Raw genomic sequence first — 16,610 nt, 5'->3', positions numbered from 1 at the left:
ACAGGGAAGGGAGACCCCCATGAAGAAGCTCATGCTGCTCGTCGCCGGAGGTGTCGGCTACGTGCTCGGCACCCGCGCCGGACGCGAGCGCTACGAACAGATCAAGAAGACCGCGATGCGCGTCAAGGACGACCCACGGGTGCAGGAGAAGGCGCACCAGGCTGCCGACGTGGTGAAGGAGACCGCGCAGCAGAAGGCGCCCGTGGTCAAGGACAAGGTCGCCTCGGCCGCCAGCAGTGCCGCGGACAAGGTGACCCCGTCGAGCAACGGCGACCACCGGTCCGGCAGCTCCGACCTGGAGGACCAGCTGCACCCCGACAGCACCGCGCGGCAGGACAACCCCTACCCGCAGGGCGACCTGCCCTAGCCCGGGTCTGCCCTAGCCCGGGTCCAGGTCCGCGCGCGGCGCTCGCCTCCCGACCCCCGAGGAGGCGAGCGCCGCGTGGCGTGCGACGGCGCTGGCGTCGGTGAGGGACGCGACCTGGTCGATGACCACGCGCCGACGGGCGGCGTCGTCGACCGCGGTGTCCCAGTCCTCGACGAAGACCGGGTCGAGCGCGTCGACCCCGCGGGCCCACAGGCCCTCGACCAGCTCGGCCACCAGCTGGCGCTGGCGCTCCATGAGGGCGACGCGACCGTCGGCCTGCATGACGTAGAGGGCGGCGATGCCCTTGAGCACGCCGATCTCCACCTCGGTGGCCTCGGGGACCACGAGGTCGGCGCGATGCCGTACGGGGGGCTCGCCCGCCGTCGCGGCGAAGGTGGCCCGCTGCACGCTCCCGCAGAAGCGACCGACGAGGTCGCTGGTGAGGTTCTTGATCGCGGCGAGGGCCCGCCTGCTGCCGTCGTAGGCGGAGCCCGGCCAGCTCCCGATCGCGCGCAGGTCGGCCAACGCTGCATCGAGCGTCGCGTCGTCGGCACCCGGCAGGTACCACGAGCGGACTGTCTCCCAGAGGGCGTCGCGGTCCAGGCGGGTGAGGTCGAGCCGGCCGGCCACGATGCCGTCCTCCACGTCGTGCACCGAGTAGGCGACGTCGTCGGCGAGGTCCATCACCTGGGCCTCGATGCAGCGACGGCGCCCCTCCACGCCGGCGCGGAGCCAGTCGAAGACGGGCCGGTCGTCGTCGTAGACGCCGAACTTGACCACCACACGCGGCGTGCCGTCGGCGTGGACGCCGTGCGGTCCGGAGGCGTCCGCCCGGCTCCAGGGGTACTTGGTGCAGGCGTCGAGCGTCGCCCGGGTGAGGTTGAGACCGACCGAGCGTCCCTCGGCGTCGAAGGTCTTCGACTCGAGCCGGGTGAGCAGGCGCAAGGTCTGGGCGTTGCCCTCGAAGCCCCCGCAGTCGGCGCTGAGGCCGGCGAGCGCCCGCTCGCCGTTGTGCCCGAACGGCGGGTGCCCCAGGTCGTGGGCCAGCGCGGCGGTCTCGGCGATGTCGGGGTGCGTGCCGAGCGCGCGAGCGAGGTCACGGGCGACCTGGGCGACCTCCAGGCTGTGCGTGAGCCGGTTGCGCACGAAGTCGTCGGTCTGCGGACCCACCACCTGCGTCTTGGCTGCGAGGCGGCGTGACGCCGCCGCGTGGACGACGCGCGCCCGGTCGCGCTCGAAGGCGAGGCGTACGGGCGCGTCGACCCGCTTGGGTGGCTCAGCGACGAGGCGCTCGCGCGCGGCGTCGTCGTACAGGTCCTCGATGCTCATCGGCCGGTCAGCCTAGCGAGGACCGAGGACGCTGCGTCGACGGCGGTCCTTCGACGCTGGGACGTCAGTAGACCGTGACGTGGACGTGGTCGTAGTGGTTGGCCGTCGTCGAGCCGCGGTCGGACATCCCGCGCCAGCCCTCGCCGGCACGGTCCACGGACCAGATGTTCTGGGCGTAGATGATGTACTCGATGCCGAGGGCGGAGTAGTTGGCCCGGAGGAAGTCGGCGACCGCCCAGCCGGTCTCCCCGCTGATCATGATGTCCATGGCACGGCCCTCGCCGTGGTCGCCGTCGCCACGCCATGTGCCGTAGCTGGTGATCTCCGGCCAGTTGGAGCAGACCACGTCGTGGATCTCGTAGAGGGACGCGCGGCCGGCGTCGATGGACGAGCCGTTGGAGCACGAACCGCCCAGGGCCGGGCCCTCGGGCTCGGGCTTCGGCTTGTCCTCGCTGAGGTAGTCGGAGGTGACCCAGCGCGACTGACCGTCGATGACGACCTGGGTGCGGCCGGCCTGCTCACGACCGGTCACGGTCACCTGCTCGATGGCGGCGATCTCGCCGAGCTTCTCGGACTTCTCGCTCGGCCCGGACCAGAGGTTGAGCGTCTCGGTGGTCCAGAGCTGGGCGTCGAGCTTCTTGGCGAGGCGACGTGCCTGCTTGTCGACGCTCAGGTCCTTGCGGACGGCCGCCTCGGCGCGGGCCGCGGTGCGGATCTGGGAGCGCGAGACGGTGGTCTCCCCGCGACGGCTCAGCGCCGTGCTGTTCGACGCGGCGTCGGAGATGGACTGCGAGGTGGTGCTCGACGAGGCGAGGAGGTGCTCGCCGGAGGTCGCGGGCTCGGCCGCGAGGACGCCCATGGTCACTGCGGACAGCGTCGCCACGACGGCGAGGGGTGCGGCGACCTGGACGGATCGGGGGATGGACTTCGAACGGGGGGTAGCAGGGGTTTCCCGCTTGTGGCGATGCTGAGCCACAGCGCTGATCCTTTGCACTTGCTGACGGGGGACTGCGCCGATCCACGAGCCCGGAAAACGGGGGAAGAACTCGTGCCCACGTCGACGCGATCATCGAGTGAAGCACAGGATTCTCGGCCTGACCCAATTCTCCACGGTAAAAACGCGCGTGTTCCGGCTCACCCGGCACGGATGCACGAGTGGGAGCGCTCAGCCTCCCGTGGTCTCGTCGGCGTCCTCGCGCACGTGTGCGCCGCGCCCGTCCGTGTCGTCGAGCCAGCCCTCGGGGAGCACCACCTTCTTGCGCGGCGCACCTTGCCTGCCACGCGGCGTCCCGAGCTCGCGCTCGGGGAACGGCGCGGTGTCGTCGAGGTCCTGCAGGAGCGTGTCGAGGCTCGCCAGCGAGTCGACGAGGGCCAGGCGGTGGCGCAGCTCGCCGCCGGCCGGGAAGCCCTTGAGGTACCAGGTGATGTGCTTGCGGAACTCCTTGCAGCCACGCTCCTCCCCCATGTGCTCGGAGAGCAGCTCGGCGTGCCGGCGCATCATGGCCTTGACCTCGCCCAGCGTGGGCAGGGTCGCCACGGCCTCGCCGTGGAACGCCGCCGCGAGGTCGCGGAAGAGCCAGGGGCGCCCGAGGCAGCCGCGGCCGACGACGACGCCGGCGGCGCCGGTCTGCTCGACCATCCGCAGGGCGTCGGCGGCCTCCCAGATGTCGCCGTTGCCGAGCACGGGGATGTCGACGTGGTCGACGAGGGCACCGATGGCGTCCCAGTCGGCCTCGCCGGAGTAGGCCTGCTGCACCGTACGCCCGTGCAGGGCGATCGCCGCGACGCCGCTCTCCTGCGCGATCCGGCCGGCGTCGAGATAGGTCAGGTGGTCGTCGTCGAGGCCCTTGCGGGTCTTCATCGTCACCGGCACGCCGTAGGGCGCCGCGGCCGCGACCGCGTGCTCGAGGATCTCGCCGAGCAGCCCGCGCTTCCACGGCAGCGCTCCCCCGCCGCCCTTGCGGGTCACCTTGGGCACCGGGCAGCCGAAGTTGAGGTCGACGTGCGCGACGCCGTGGTCCGCGCAGAGGATCTCCACGGCCTTGCCGATGTAGACCGGGTCGGTGCCGTAGAGCTGCACCGACCGCACCGTCTCGAGGTCGTCGAAGACGAGCATCTTCCTCGTCGTCTCGTCACCCTCGACGAGACCCCGGCTCGTGATCATCTCGCAGACGTAGAGACCGGCGCCCTGCTCGGCACAGAGCCGGCGGTAGGCGGCGTTGGTGATGCCGGCCATGGGCGCGAGGACGACAGGGGTGTCGACGTGCACCGACCCCAGGGTCAGCGAGTCGGGCAGCGCGGCGGTCACCCACCCATTGTCGAACCCGGTCCCGCCCCTGCCCAAATCAGCCGCGACCGCGCCTCTTCCCGCCGTCCTTGCGCGGACGTACGGGCTCGTCGACGTCGCCGGACCACGTGATCGGGTCGTAGCCCTCGGTGGGCTCGAACACCAGGTCGCGGACCCGCCCGCCGTCGGGCACGAGGTAGACCAGGCACATCTCGGCCTCGGCGCCCGCCTCGAAGGGCACCGGCAGCGGTCCGCTCTGGCACGCGGTGAAGTCGCCGCCCAGGGTCCACGGAGCACCGAGGGTCCCGCGGGTGTCGCGGAGGTAGAGCGGCACGTCCTGGCCGCCGAGGTCGGTGTCGCCGACGTTGGCGAGCGTGACCGTCACGAAGTAGGGCCGGGCCACCGCCATCGCCTCGTCCCGGGTCCACCCGTCGAAGACCGACTGCGGCTGCTCGGCGACCGCCTCGACGGTCAGCTCGAGCTCACCCGCGAGCTCCTGCGTCGGCTGCCAGGCGAGCACTGCGGAGTCACCGAAGCCGAGCTCGGTGCCGGGCTCGGTGCCGGGCTGGGTGCCGGGCTCGGTCCCGGGCTCGCTGCCGTCGGACGTGGCGCCGGTCGCCGGAGGCGTGGACGTCTCGGGCTCATTACTCGAGCACGCCGACGCCGCCAGGACCACTCCCAGCGCGACGGTCAGGAGGAGGGTGCGCCGCATGGCGACACTCTGGCACGTCGCCGCGCCCGGATCGGGCGTACGGACGGCTCAGCAGCCGACGAGCTTCTCCGCGAACCAGCGCGTGATGCCGTCGAGGCTGACCCGCTCCTGCGACATGGTGTCGCGCTCGCGGATCGTGACGGCGTCGTCGTCGAGGGTCTCGAAGTCGATGGTCACGCAGTAGGGGGTGCCGATCTCGTCCTGGCGTCGGTAGCGGCGACCGATCGCACCGGAGTCGTCGAAGTCGACGTTCCAGTTCTGGCGCAGCTCGGCGGCGAGCGCCTTGGCCTTGGGCGAGAGGTCGGCGTTGCGGCTCAGCGGCAGCACCGCGACCTTGACCGGCGCGAGACGCGGGTCGAGCTTGAGCACGACGCGCTTGTCGACGCCGCCCTTGGTGTTGGGCGCCTCGTCCTCGGTGTAGGCGTCGATGAGGAACGCCATCAGCGAGCGGGTGAGCCCGGCTGCGGGCTCGATGACGTAGGGGATGTAGCGCTCGTCGGCGGCCTGGTCGTAGTAGGACAGGTCCTTGCCGGAGAACTCGCTGTGCTGCTTGAGGTCGAAGTCGGTGCGGTTGGCGATCCCCTCGAGCTCCTCGAAGTCACGGCCGGAGAACCCGAAGCGGTACTCGATGTCGGTCGTGCCCTTGGAGTAGTGGGACAGCTTCTCCTCGGGGTGCTCGTAGTGGCGGAGGTTGTCGGGGTCGATGCCGAGGTCGACGTACCAGCGGGTGCGCTCCTCGATCCAGTAGCGGAACCACTCGTCGTCCTCGCCCGGCTTGACGAAGAACTCCATCTCCATCTGCTCGAACTCGCGGGTGCGGAAGATGAAGTTGCCGGGGGTGATCTCGTTGCGGAAGCTCTTGCCCATCTGGGCGATGCCGAAGGGCGGCTTCTGGCGGCTCGAGGTCACCACGTTGGCGAAGTTGACGAAGATCCCCTGGGCCGTCTCGGGACGCAGGTAGTGCAGGCCCGACTCGTCCTCGATGACGCCGAGGTAGGTCTTGAGCATCATGTTGAAGTTTCGCGGCTCGGTCCACGCGTTGCGGGTGCCGCAGTTGGGGCACGCGATCGACTCGTTGATGTCGACCGTGTCGGGGTCGTCGATCCCCTTCTTGGCCGCGTAGTCCTCCTGGAGGTGGTCCTCGCGGAAGCGCTTGTGGCACGACTGGCACTCGACGAGCGGGTCGCTGAAGGTGCTGAGGTGGCCGCTGGCCTCCCACGTGCGGGTCGGCAGGATGACGCTGGAGTCGAGGCCGACGACGTCGTCGCGGCGGGTGACCATGGACCGCCACCACTGGCGCTTGATGTTCTCCTTGAGCTCCACGCCGAGCGGGCCGTAGTCCCAGGCGGAGCGGGTGCCGCCGTAGATCTCACCGCAGGGGAAGACGAAACCCCGACGCTTGGCGAGGGAGACGACGTTGTCCAGGGCGGTGGGTGCGGGCTTGGCCACGGTGGATGTCCTTCAGTGGTCGGGCCGGCTGGCTGCCGGCTCGGGCAGTGCGTACGGGGTCGAGCGAGCGCTCACCCTATCGATCGGGGTCGGGCCTCGTTGAGGTCGGTCCCCTCCTCGACCACCTCGTACGCACTGGGCTCGTCGACCGCGTGCACCATCAGCGGCTGGATGTGCATCTTGCCCTCGTACGAACCCAGCGCGCGGCGGTAGGAGCCGACGTTCTCCCAGCGAGTGGTGAGCACCCACAGTCCCGGGTCGTCGACGTTGCGGCCGACCTGGCCGCCGACGTAGCCGGGCTTCGCGGCGAGGATGGCGAGGGCACGCAGGAGGCCCTGCCGGAGCTCATCCTCCGCCGCGGCGTCGGGACCGGTGGGGCCGGAGGGCGTACGGAGGCGGGTGAGGACGAGCACGGCACCACCCTACGGCGGGGTAGTCCACCGGGTTCTGGCTGTCTGGGGACCGTCAGCACGACCGTTTCCCGGTGGACTACCCCTGAGTTTGACAACGATTCTCAACATCGCTGAGAATCGTTCTCATGTCGCTCGCCACCCGCCTCGTCCCCCTTGCCAGCATCCTCACCGCGTCCGTCCTCCTTGCCGGGTGCGGGTCGTCGGACGCCGGCGCGTCTGGAAGTGGTCGCCAGGCCGTCGCGTCGTTCTACCCGCTGGCGTGGGTGACCGAGCGGGTGGCGGGCGACGGGTGGACGGTCGACAACCTCACCCAGCCCGGGCAGGAGCCCCACGACCTCGACCTCACGATCGCGCAGACCGCGTCCCTCGACAGCGCCGACCTCGTCGTGCTCGAGGAGGGCTTCCAGCCGGCGGTCGACGCCGCTGCCGAGAACAGCGACGCGCCGATCCTCGACGCGGCCGCCGTGGTCGACCTGATCCCGGCCACCGAGGGCGACCACGACCACGAGGGGGAGTCGGAGGACGAGCACGCCGAGGACGAGCACGCCGAGGAGGAGGGCCACGACGACCACGGTGACCTCGACCCGCACTTCTGGCTCGACCCGCTGCGCGTCGCGGACTTCGCCGACTCCGTCGCCGACGAGCTCGCCGAGGTCGACCCCGACGGCGCGCAGACCTACGCCGACAACGCCGCTGCCCTCCGCGCCGAGCTCGAGACGCTCGACGAGGAGTACAGCTCGGGCCTCGCCACGTGTGAGCGCAGCACGACCGTGGTGAGCCACCAGGCGTTCGCCTACCTGACGCGCTACGGCCTGGAGTTCGAGGCGATCGCCGGCCTCTCCCCCGACGCCGAGCCCACCGCCGCCGACCTGGCCCACCTCCAGGAGGCCATCGAGGCCGACGGCGTGACCACCGTGTTCTCCGAGCGGCTGGTCAGCCCCAAGATGGCCGAGACCCTCGCCGGCGACCTTGGCGTGACGACGGCCGTCCTCGACCCGCTCGAGGGCCTCTCGGACGAGACGGCCGACGAGGACTACCTTTCCATCATGCGCTCGAACCTTTCAGCACTCCAGCAGGCCAACGGCTGCTCGTGACCTCGCCCCCCTCCCCCGACGTCGCTCCCGTCACCCTCGAGCAGGTCTCCGTCGCCATCGGCGGCCGGCCGGTCCTGCGCGACGTCGACCTGGCCGTGCGCGCCGGTGAGATGGTGACGTTGCTCGGCCCCAACGGCTCGGGGAAGTCGACCCTCGTCCGCGCTGTCACCGGGCTGCTCCCCCACACCCGGGGAGTGGTCCGGTTGTTCGGCACCCCGATCGAGGAGTTCGGCGACTGGTCGAGGCTGGGGTTCGTGCCGCAGCGCTCCACCGCCACCGGCGGCGTGCCGGCCACGGTGCGCGAGGTCGTGGCGTCCGGGCGCGTCGGGCGACGCCGTCTGCTGCGACCGACGAGCGCGGCCGACCGCCGCGCCGTGGAGTCGGCGCTCGAGGTGGTCGGCCTCACCGACCGAGCCTCGTACGGCGTGTCCCAGCTCTCCGGCGGCCAGCAGCAGCGCGTCCTCATCGCGCGCGCCCTCGCCAGCGAGCCCGACCTGCTCGTCCTCGACGAGCCCACGGCCGGCGTGGACCTGCCCAACCAGCAGGCCCTCGCGGACGCGCTGGGGCGGCTCAAGGCGCGCGGGGCCACGATCCTGCTCGTCGCGCACGAGATCGGCCCGATGATGTCCCTGGTCGACCGGACGGTGGTGATGCGTGACGGCCGGGTTGCCTACGACGGCCCTCCGCTCACCCAGGAGGTCGCGTCCCACACCCACCACGACCACGACCACGGACCGGATCACGGGCCGGGCAGCCACGACCACGCGCCGCACGTGGCGTCACCCTTCGACTGGGACCGGGGGGCGCACTGAGATGACCTTCGTCGACCTCTTCTCGCTCGGGTTCATGCAGCGCGCGCTCATCGCCGCGCTGCTGACCGGCCTCGCCGCCCCGGCGATCGGCACCTTCCTGGTGCAGCGCCGGCTCGCGCTCCTCGGCGACGGCATCGGCCACGTCGCGGTGACCGGCGTCGCCCTCGGCCTGCTCACCGGCACGTCGCCGACGTGGACCGCCGTCCTCGTCGCCGTGCTCGGCGCGGTGCTGATGGAGCTGATCCGCGAGCGCGGCCACACCAACGGCGACGTGGCGCTCGCCCTGCTGTTCTACGGCGGCCTGGCCGGAGGCGTCCTCATCACCGGCATCGCCGGCGAGGGCGCCGCCACCCTCCAGGCGTACCTGTTCGGCTCCCTCAACGCGATCTCCGCCTCCGACGTGTGGTTCACCGCGGCGCTGACCGCGGTGGTGCTCGTCGTGGCGGTCGGGCTGTCGCCCCAGCTGTTCGCGGTCGCGAGCGACCAGGACTTCGCCCGGGTGGCCGGCCTGCGCGTACGCGCGTGGAACCTGCTCATCGCGGTGCTCGCCGCGGTGAGCATCACCGTAGCGATGCGTACGGTCGGGCTGCTCCTGGTCTCGGCGCTGATGGTCGTGCCGGTCGCGACCTCGCAGCAGCTGGCCCGCTCCTTCCGGGTGACGCTCCTCGGCGCGATGGGGGTCGGGTGCCTCGCGTCGGTCGGCGGCCTGCTGCTGAGTGCGTGGCTGTCGTTCTCCGTCGCGGTCGCCCCCGGACCCACGATCGTGCTTCTCGCCCTGGCGATGTTCACCGCGACGTGGCCGATCGGGGTGTGGCTGCGCCGCCGCAGCCGGCTGCTGGCGCCCTTCCCCGAGGTGGCCGCGACCCCGCACCGCTCCCCGGACCAGCACCCACACGAGCACGGCCAGGACTGCGGCCACCCCGCTGTCCCGCACGGCGACCACGTCGACTACGTCCACGACGGCCATCGCCACGCACCGCACGGGGAGCACTATGACGAGCACTGAGCAGCGGCGCCCGCCCGTACGCCCGACCCGCCAGCGGCTCGCCGTCGCAGCGGCGCTCGCCGGCTTCGACGACTTCCGCAGCGCGCAGGAGATCCACGACCTGATCTCGCGGCAGGGCGACTCCGTGGGGCTCGCGACCGTCTACCGCACCCTCGCGACGCTCGCCGAGGCCGGCGAGGTCGACATGCTGCGCAACGAGGACGGCGAGGCGATCTGGCGCAGCTGCTCCGACACGCACCACCACCACCTCGTGTGCCGCTCGTGCGGCGCGACCGTCGAGGTCGAGGGACCTGCCGTCGAGCGGTGGACCAGCTCGATCGCCGGCGAGCACGGCTATGCCGACATCAGCCACACGCTGGAGATCTTCGGGACCTGCCCGGCCTGCCGGTAGGGCTCAGCCCGGGATGTTGGGGATCGCGCCGCCGTACCGGCGGTCGCGGCTGGCGTACGTCTCGATGGCCGCCCAGAGGTGACGCCGGTCGACGTCGGGCCAGAGCACGTCGCTGAAGACCATCTCGCTGTACGCCGCCTGCCAGAGCATGAAGTTGGACAGGCGCTGCTCACCCGACGTGCGCCAGACCAGGTCGGCGTCGGGCAGCTCGGGCACGTAGAGGTGGCGGGCGAAGGTCTTCTCGTCGATCCTGTCCGGGTCGAGTCGGCCGGCGGCGACCTCCCGACCGATGGCGCGGGCCGCGTCGGCGAGCTCGGCGCGACCGCCGTAGTTGACGCACATCGTCAGGGTGAGGACATCGTTGTCCCTGGTCATCTCCTCGGCGACCTGGAGCTCCTTGATGACCGACTTCCACAGCCGCGGTGCGCGACCGGCCCAGCGCACCCGTACGCCGAGGTCGTGCATCTCGTCGCGGCGGCGGCGGATCACGTCGCGGTTGAAGCCCATCAGGAAGCGGACCTCGTCGGGCGAGCGCGACCAGTTCTCGGTGGAGAACGCGTAGGCGGAGACGGCCTTCACGCCGATCTCGATCGCCCCCTCGACGACGTCGAAGAGCGTGCTCTCGCCCTCCTCGTGGCCCTTGGTGCGCGGCAGCCCACGCTGCTTGGCCCAGCGGCCGTTGCCGTCCATGATGATCGCGACGTGCTCCGGGACGAGGTCGCGCGGCACCGGCGGCGGGGTGGCGCCGCTGGGGTGTGGGGTGGGCGGCTTCACCTGTCGCTTCACGTGCGCCAGCGTAGTGCTGGACGCTCGCCGAGGGTGCCGGGCCGGTCACTCGAGCTCGCGCACCAGGACCACGGTCAGGCCGGCCGTCAGCATCATGACCAGCGCGACGAGCCCGGTCAGCCAGAGCGTGCGGACCGGATCGGGCTCGACGAGCGCCGGCGCCGGGCCGCCGGGTCCCGGCAGGACGAAGGCGCGGGCACCGTCCGACCGGTCATCGGGCCGGCCGTCGCCACGGCTCGATCCGGCGACCTCGGCGTCGCGTACGTCGCGGTCCCGGACGACGGGTGCCGCTGCTCCGCGCGGCGGGAGGCCGTCGACCCCGTCGCAGGACGCAGCAACCGCACGCCGCCCTCCGCGCGGTCGGTCGGTTGCGCCGGCCCCCGGCCCGTCCCCCGGACCCTCCTGGCCGGTGGCGTGGCTGCTGCCCTGACCGGTGGGGGTGGTCGCCGGGGTCGCGGGGGCAGGCTGGGAGGAGGTCACGGGCTCGGCGGCCTGCGCGACGGGCTCGCTGTCCGGTCGGTCGCCCGGGTCGTGCTCGGCCTGCGAGCGGGCCGCTCCCTCCGAGGGAGCACCGCGGTCGCCGCCCGTCGTCTCCTGCACGGCGTCCTCGACCTGGGTCACCGTCGGCTCGACGACGTCCTCGACCACCGGTTCGACGGCCTGCTCCACCGGGGGGACGACTGTCTCGATGGCCTCGAGCACCGGGTCCACGACGGGTTCGGTCACCGTCCCGGCGGCGCCGGTGACGTCGTCCAGGAGCTCCCCGTCCCCGGCGTGCGCCGCAGGTCCGGGGGACGACAGTGACATCGCGAGAACGGCACCTGCCAAGGCGGTCCAGCGCCCCGCCCGACGTCGCAGGAGCAGCAGGTCTGTGTGGTCGGGCATGACGATCGCCTCCGAGGTCCGCAGTGGTGTGGGAGGGGCCGACGACCCCTACTCGTGCCAACGAGGCCCCGCACAGGTCCGGTATGCGCGTGGAGCAAGATCCCCAATCGGGGGTGCCTCGGTCGGGGAGGGACCCGACCTCACCCGCGCTCGACGTACGCCATCGAGCGCAGGCCGCGCTCGAGGTGCCAGGCGAGGTAGGCCGACACCAGGTTGCTGGCCTCGCGGAGGTGCCGGGGGTCAGCGGCGTGGACGACCGGCCAGTCGCCGACGAGCAGCGCGCCGAGCACCAGCACCGTCTCCGAGGCCGGCGTGGCGGAGCCAGGCATGCGGTCCGAGGCGCAGAGCACGCCGCCCGCGGACGGGTTGAAGAACCGGTGGGGGCCCTCGACGCCGCACTGGACGCAGTGGTCGAACGACGGCGCGTAGCCGGCGACCGACAGCGAGCGCAGCAGGTAGGAGTCGAGCACCTGCTTGGCCGGGTGTTCGCCGCCCGACATCGCGCGCAGGCCGCCGACGAGGAGCAGGAACTGCTGGACCGCCGGTTCCTTCTCCTCGGTGACCAGCCGCTCGGCGGTCTCGAGCATCACCGTGCCGGCGGTGTAGCGGTCGTAGTCGAGCCCCAGCCTCGCGTGGAACGGGTCGAGCGTCTCGGCCTGGGTGATCACGTCGAGGCTGCGGCCCTCGGCGAGCTGGAGGTCGACGTGGGTGAACGGCTCGAGGCGCGAGCCCCAGCGCGAGGTCGTACGGCGCACGCCCTTGGCGACCGCGCGCACCCGCCCGTGCTGACGCGTCAGCAGGGTGATGATGCGGTCGGCCTCGCCCAGCTTGTGGGTGCGGAGCACGACGGCCTCGTCGCGGTAGAGGGGCACCCGACCATTCTCCCCCACCGGCCCTGCTGGAACCGGCTGCGCGTCAGCGTTTCCGGGTGCGGGCCTTCGTCGTCGCCGGCCGGTCCTGCCAGCACTCCAGCGCGAAGTCGGTGGCGGCCGCGGTCAGCCGGTCCGGGCGGAAGCGCCACTCGAGGATCGAGGACGCCCGCTCCATCCGCACGCGCGGAAGCTCGGCGCCCAGCATGTCGGCGTCGACGAACGGGTGGATCGGGTCGATCGGGTGGCCCACCACGAACACCGGGGCCTGGATCCGGCGACGCTGGGACGACGACGGTGCGAGCCGGCCGAAGATGACCCCGTGGAGCACCGAGGCGATCGACTCGGCGCGGTGGTCGACGGTGTCGAGGCAGATCCCGGCCCAGAACGGGACGATCCCCCGCGGGACCGAGCGCGAGAGCCGCTGGAGGGTGTTGGCGGTGACGGGCACGTAGCGCGCGGCCAGCATGATCGGGACGAAGGCGAGGATCCCCGCGACGAGCGCGTGGTTGAGCACCGGCATCTCCACGATGAGTCCCTTGACCCGCTCGGGCGCGATGACGGCGACCTCGAGCGAGACGTTGGCGCCCAGCGACGTGCCGCCGATGACCGCCTGCTCGGCACCGAGGTGGTCGAGCAGCGCCACGACCTGCTCCCCGAAGGACGTCATCGAGTAGACGAGCGGGTCGGCGGGCTGGTCGGAGCGGCCGTGGCCGAGCAGGTCGAGGGTCACCACGTGCAGCCCCCGGGCGGCCATCGCCCGGGCGAGCGGCTGCTGCATGCGGCGCGGCATGAGCAGGCCGTGCAGCAGCACCACCCAGTCGTCGCCCGAGCCGTACTCGGTGTACTCGAGCCGGTCGCGCCCGCCGTCGGACTCGACGAAGAACTGTCCGATCCGCTCGCTCACCAGCATGGGCTCAATGTAGTCCGCTGCGATCGGCCGGTCCGGGACGTCCGCGGACCGGCTTTTCGCAGCGGACTACCGAGCGGGGGTGGGGAGGAGGGTCACGCGCGATTGACGGCGCTGATCACGGCCTTGAGCGAGGCGGTGACGATGTTGGCGTCGAGCCCGACGCCCCACAGCACCTTGTCGCCGCTGTCGGAGGACACCGCGCACTCGACGTACGCCGCCGCGATCGCGTCGCCACCGGCGGACAGGGCGTGCTCGGCGTAGTCCAGCACCCGTACGTCGTGGCCGACCGCCGCGATCGCGTCGACGAACGCCGCGATCGGACCGTTGCCCTGGCCACTGAGCTCGTGCCGCTCGCCGTGGACGTAGACCCCGACGGTGAGCTGGTCCTTCTCCCCCGCGGCGCTGGAGGTGTGCACGGAGTTCAGCTTGAGCGGGGTCTCGCGGTCGAGGTACTCGGCGCGGAACACCGACCAGATCTCCTCGGGCGTGATCTCGCCGCCCTCGGTGTCGGTGTGCTGCTGCACGACCCGGCTGAACTCGATCTGCGCCCGACGCGGCAGGTCGAGCTTGTGCTCGGACTTGAGGACGTAGGCGACGCCGCCCTTGCCGGACTGGCTGTTGACCCGGATGACCGCCTCGTAGGTCCGGCCGACGTCCTTGGGGTCGATCGGCAGATAGGGCGCCTCCCACGGCAGCTCGCCGACGGGGACGCCGAGCGCCGCGGCCTTCTTGTCCAGGTCCTCCAGGCCCTTCTTGATGGCGTCCTGGTGGGAGCCGGAGAAGGCGGTGTAGACGAGGTCGCCGGCGTAGGGGTGGCGCGGGTGGACCGGCAGGTTGGTGCAGTACTCGACGGTGCGGCGCACCTCGTCGATGTCGCTGAAGTCGACCTGCGGGTCGATGCCCTGGCTGAACAGGTTCATCCCGAGGGTGACCAGGTCGACGTTGCCGGTGCGCTCGCCGTGACCGAACAGGCAGCCCTCGACGCGGTCGGCGCCGGCCATCAGCGCCAGCTCCGTCGCGGCGACGGCGGTGCCGCGGTCGTTGTGGGGGTGCAGGCTGATCGCCGAGTGCTCGCGTCGCGTCAGGCCACGCCCGAAGTACTCGATCTGGTCGGCGTACGTGTTGGGCGTCGACATCTCGACGGTGGCCGGCAGGTTGAGGATGATCTCGCGGCCCGCCTCGGGCTGCCAGACGTCGGAGACGGCCTCGCACACGCTGAGCGCGAAGTCGGTGTCGGACTGCGTGAAGATCTCGGGGCTGTACTGGTAGCCGAAGTCCTGGCTGCCGACGATCGGGCCGAGGCGCTCCTCGGCGTACTTCATCACCATCTCGGTGCCGCGAACGGCGATGTTGCGGCACTCGTCGGGCGTGACGTTGAAGACGACGCGCTGGAACAGCGGCGCGGTCGCGTTGTAGAGGTGGATCGTCGCGCGCGGGGCGCCGACCAGCGAGTCGACGGTGCGCTCGATGAGGTCCTCGCGGGCCTGCGTCAGCACCGAGATCTGCACGTCGTCGGGGATCCGGTCCTCCTCGACGAGCTTGCGCACGAAGTCGAAGTCGGTCTGGCTCGCGCTCGGGAACCCGACCTCGATCTCCTTGTAGCCCATCTTGACCAGCAGCTCGAACATGGTGAGCTTGCGGGCGGGCGTCATCGGGTCGATGAGGGCCTGGTTGCCGTCGCGCAGGTCGGTCGACAGCCAGCGCGGCGCCTTGTCGACCTTCCTGGTCGGCCAGGTGCGGTCGGGTACGTCGACGGGCACGAACGGCGTGTAGCGGCCGAACGGCATCGGGCTGGTGCCCTGCTGGTTGCTGGTGTTGCTCAGGTTGGTCATGGCTTCCTCGGTCTGCTCGTGAAGGGGCGACCGGCGCGCGCCTCACACCGCAGCGAGGGGGCCGGTTTCTAGGCCTCGCTGCGGCAGCGAAGGAGGAGGCTGCGCATCATGACGGGACCAGCGTACGCCGCCTCGCGCGCGTGCGCAGCGGCCCGTCCGACCTGCGGACCGGGACCGGCGTCAGGCGCGGCCGCGGGCGGCGTACGCCACCGCCGTCAGGTCGAACGGTCCGTCGCCGAGACGACGCCGCAGGACACCCTCGAGCCGCGCCCGGCCATCGGGCCCGAGGGCGGCCACGGCGTCGCCGGCGGGTCCGACGCCGTGCAGGTAGGGCTCCCACCACTCCTCGAAGCTGGGGTGGGTGACGGTGACCGGCAGCTCCACGGCCTCGACGCCGCGCAGCCCGGCGTCCTCGAGGATGGCGACCAGGCCTGCACGGGACCCGCCGTGGAACTCGCGCTCCCCCGGGTGCTCGGGCTGGAGCTCGGCGACCGCCTCCCACAGCGGCCACATCGGCGCCCGCGACCCGGCGAGGTCCCAGACCGTCGCCCCGACCCAGCCGCCGGGACTGGTCACCCGCGCCATCTCGGCGAGCCCGCCGACGGGGTCGGCCATGAAGTGGACCACCAGGCAGGCGGCGGCGACGTCGAACGAGTCGTCGTCGTGGGGCAACGACTCTGCGCCTCCCAGCCGGACGTCGACGCCCGGCAGCCGCACGCGGCACGCCTCGACGAAGGACGTCGACGGGTCGACGGCGGCGACGTGGTCGGCGCCGAGCCGGTCCGCGAGGATGCTGGTGAGGGCACCGGGACCGCAGCCGACGTCGATCGCCCGCTGGCCGGCCGCGACCTCCAGCCAGTCGGCGAGGTCGGCAGCGAGCGGGCGGGAGTAGCGACCCATGAAGCGGTCGTAGGCATCGCCCGACACCTCGAAGGTCACGCCACGCGACGCTACTCCGCCTCGTAGGCTCGCGCCATGCCCCGACTCCTGGTGGTCCACCACTCGCCGACCCCGTCGGTGGCCGCGTTGACCGAGGCGGTCGTGGCCGGCGCCTCGGACGACTCGATCGAGGGTGTCGAGGTCGTCGTACGGCCTGCGCTGGAGGCAGGTGCGGGCGACGTGCTCGACGCGGACGCGTACCTGCTCGGCACCCCCGCCAACTTCGGCTACATGAGCGGAGCCCTCAAGCACTTCTTCGACACGATCTTCCTCGAGGCCGGGGGCGCCCTCACCGACGACGGGTCGGCCGCGGCCGGCGGAGGCGGCAAGAAGCCGTACGGGCTCTACGTGCACGGTCGCTACGACACGACGGGCGCGGTGCGGTCCGTGCAGTCGATCGTGGGCGCCCTGCCCTGGCGCCAGGCGGCACCGGTGCTCGAGGTCCTCGGCGACGTGGGCGAAGAGCAGCGCGAGGCGGCGTACGAGCTGGGCGGGACGCTCGCGGCACTGGTGATGGGATGAGGCG

General features: G+C 71.9%; 18 protein-coding genes. 6 read left to right on the top strand and 12 right to left on the bottom strand.

Translation table 11 applies throughout. From position 1 onward, the window contains the following. Positions 1-19: 19 nt before the first annotated feature. Positions 20-367 carry a YtxH domain-containing protein gene (locus EXE59_RS14260; RefSeq protein ID WP_210428999.1) on the top strand — a complete coding sequence of 116 codons (348 nt, stop codon included), beginning with the start codon at positions 20-22 and terminating at the stop codon, positions 365-367. A gap of 12 nt (positions 368-379) precedes the next feature. On the opposite strand, the gene EXE59_RS14255 is transcribed toward EXE59_RS14260, so the two are convergent. From EXE59_RS14255 to EXE59_RS14230, 6 genes are all read right to left on the bottom strand, one after another. Continuing rightward, positions 380-1,696, bottom strand: coding sequence for a deoxyguanosinetriphosphate triphosphohydrolase (locus EXE59_RS14255; protein WP_135839501.1), 1,317 nt, complete (start codon positions 1,694-1,696; stop codon positions 380-382). Positions 1,697-1,760: 64 nt separating this feature from the next. Continuing rightward, a complete protein-coding gene (locus tag EXE59_RS14250) occupies positions 1,761-2,555 on the bottom strand; it encodes a VldE C-terminal domain-containing protein (protein ID WP_484213859.1) in 795 nt (264 codons plus the stop codon). 306 nt (positions 2,556-2,861) lie between these two features. After that, on the bottom strand, positions 2,862-4,004 hold the full coding sequence (dusB, locus tag EXE59_RS14245) for a tRNA dihydrouridine synthase DusB (protein ID WP_135839499.1): 1,143 nt from the start codon (positions 4,002-4,004) through the stop codon (positions 2,862-2,864). A 37-nt stretch (positions 4,005-4,041) separates the two neighbouring features. Further along, positions 4,042-4,695, bottom strand: coding sequence for a hypothetical protein (locus EXE59_RS14240; RefSeq protein WP_135839498.1), 654 nt, complete (start codon positions 4,693-4,695; stop codon positions 4,042-4,044). A 48-nt stretch (positions 4,696-4,743) separates the two neighbouring features. Beyond that, a complete protein-coding gene (locus EXE59_RS14235) occupies positions 4,744-6,144 on the bottom strand; it encodes a glycine--tRNA ligase (RefSeq protein WP_135839497.1) in 1,401 nt (466 codons plus the stop codon). Between the two features lie 71 nt (positions 6,145-6,215). Beyond that, on the bottom strand, positions 6,216-6,557 hold the full coding sequence (locus EXE59_RS14230) for an antibiotic biosynthesis monooxygenase family protein (RefSeq protein ID WP_135839496.1): 342 nt from the start codon (positions 6,555-6,557) through the stop codon (positions 6,216-6,218). Between the two features lie 125 nt (positions 6,558-6,682). Here EXE59_RS14230 and EXE59_RS14225 point away from each other — a divergent pair, with 125 nt between their 5' ends. Genes EXE59_RS14225 through EXE59_RS14210 form a run of 4 tightly spaced genes read left to right on the top strand, consistent with a single transcriptional unit; the run spans position 6,683 to position 9,860 of the window. Continuing rightward, a complete protein-coding gene (locus tag EXE59_RS14225) occupies positions 6,683-7,651 on the top strand; it encodes a metal ABC transporter substrate-binding protein (protein WP_135839495.1) in 969 nt (322 codons plus the stop codon). Next, complete coding sequence (locus tag EXE59_RS14220; protein ID WP_246056793.1) at positions 7,648-8,463, top strand: metal ABC transporter ATP-binding protein; 816 nt, start codon at positions 7,648-7,650, stop codon at positions 8,461-8,463. The genes EXE59_RS14225 and EXE59_RS14220 overlap by 4 nt, the downstream gene beginning before the upstream one ends. 1 nt (position 8,464) lies before the next feature. Continuing rightward, entirely contained in the window at positions 8,465-9,469 is a 1,005-nt protein-coding gene (locus EXE59_RS14215; RefSeq protein WP_135839493.1) for a metal ABC transporter permease, read from the top strand. Further along, positions 9,456-9,860 carry a Fur family transcriptional regulator gene (locus EXE59_RS14210; protein WP_135839492.1) on the top strand — a complete coding sequence of 135 codons (405 nt, stop codon included), beginning with the start codon at positions 9,456-9,458 and terminating at the stop codon, positions 9,858-9,860. The genes EXE59_RS14215 and EXE59_RS14210 overlap by 14 nt, the downstream gene beginning before the upstream one ends. A gap of 3 nt (positions 9,861-9,863) precedes the next feature. Here EXE59_RS14210 and EXE59_RS14205 read toward each other — a convergent pair whose 3' ends face one another. The 6 genes from EXE59_RS14205 to EXE59_RS14180 all read right to left on the bottom strand — a co-directional run bounded on the left by EXE59_RS14205 (position 9,864) and on the right by EXE59_RS14180 (position 16,084). Next, a complete protein-coding gene (locus EXE59_RS14205) occupies positions 9,864-10,646 on the bottom strand; it encodes an isoprenyl transferase (protein WP_135839491.1) in 783 nt (260 codons plus the stop codon). 45 nt (positions 10,647-10,691) lie between these two features. After that, on the bottom strand, positions 10,692-11,531 hold the full coding sequence (locus EXE59_RS14200) for a hypothetical protein (protein WP_135839490.1): 840 nt from the start codon (positions 11,529-11,531) through the stop codon (positions 10,692-10,694). Positions 11,532-11,671: 140 nt separating this feature from the next. Then, positions 11,672-12,403, bottom strand: a complete 732-nt coding sequence (gene recO, locus EXE59_RS14195; protein WP_135839489.1) for a DNA repair protein RecO — start codon at positions 12,401-12,403, stop codon at positions 11,672-11,674. 43 nt (positions 12,404-12,446) lie between these two features. Next, positions 12,447-13,313, bottom strand: coding sequence for an alpha/beta hydrolase (locus EXE59_RS14190; protein ID WP_135839488.1), 867 nt, complete (start codon positions 13,311-13,313; stop codon positions 12,447-12,449). 92 nt (positions 13,314-13,405) lie between these two features. Continuing rightward, positions 13,406-15,145, bottom strand: a complete 1,740-nt coding sequence (gene leuA / locus EXE59_RS14185; protein ID WP_135839487.1) for a 2-isopropylmalate synthase — start codon at positions 15,143-15,145, stop codon at positions 13,406-13,408. Positions 15,146-15,325: 180 nt separating this feature from the next. Next, complete coding sequence (locus tag EXE59_RS14180) at positions 15,326-16,084, bottom strand: class I SAM-dependent methyltransferase (RefSeq protein ID WP_135839486.1); 759 nt, start codon at positions 16,082-16,084, stop codon at positions 15,326-15,328. Between the two features lie 36 nt (positions 16,085-16,120). Between EXE59_RS14180 and EXE59_RS14175 the strand changes: the two genes are divergently transcribed. Further along, complete coding sequence (locus tag EXE59_RS14175) at positions 16,121-16,606, top strand: flavodoxin family protein (protein ID WP_135839485.1); 486 nt, start codon at positions 16,121-16,123, stop codon at positions 16,604-16,606. The last annotated feature ends 4 nt before the right edge of the window (positions 16,607-16,610 follow it).

It is taken from the genome of Nocardioides eburneiflavus, assembly GCF_004785795.1.
In the GTDB taxonomy this organism is placed as follows: domain Bacteria; phylum Actinomycetota; class Actinomycetes; order Propionibacteriales; family Nocardioidaceae; genus Nocardioides; species Nocardioides eburneiflavus.
This window is presented reverse-complemented; position numbering and strand designations above follow the sequence as displayed.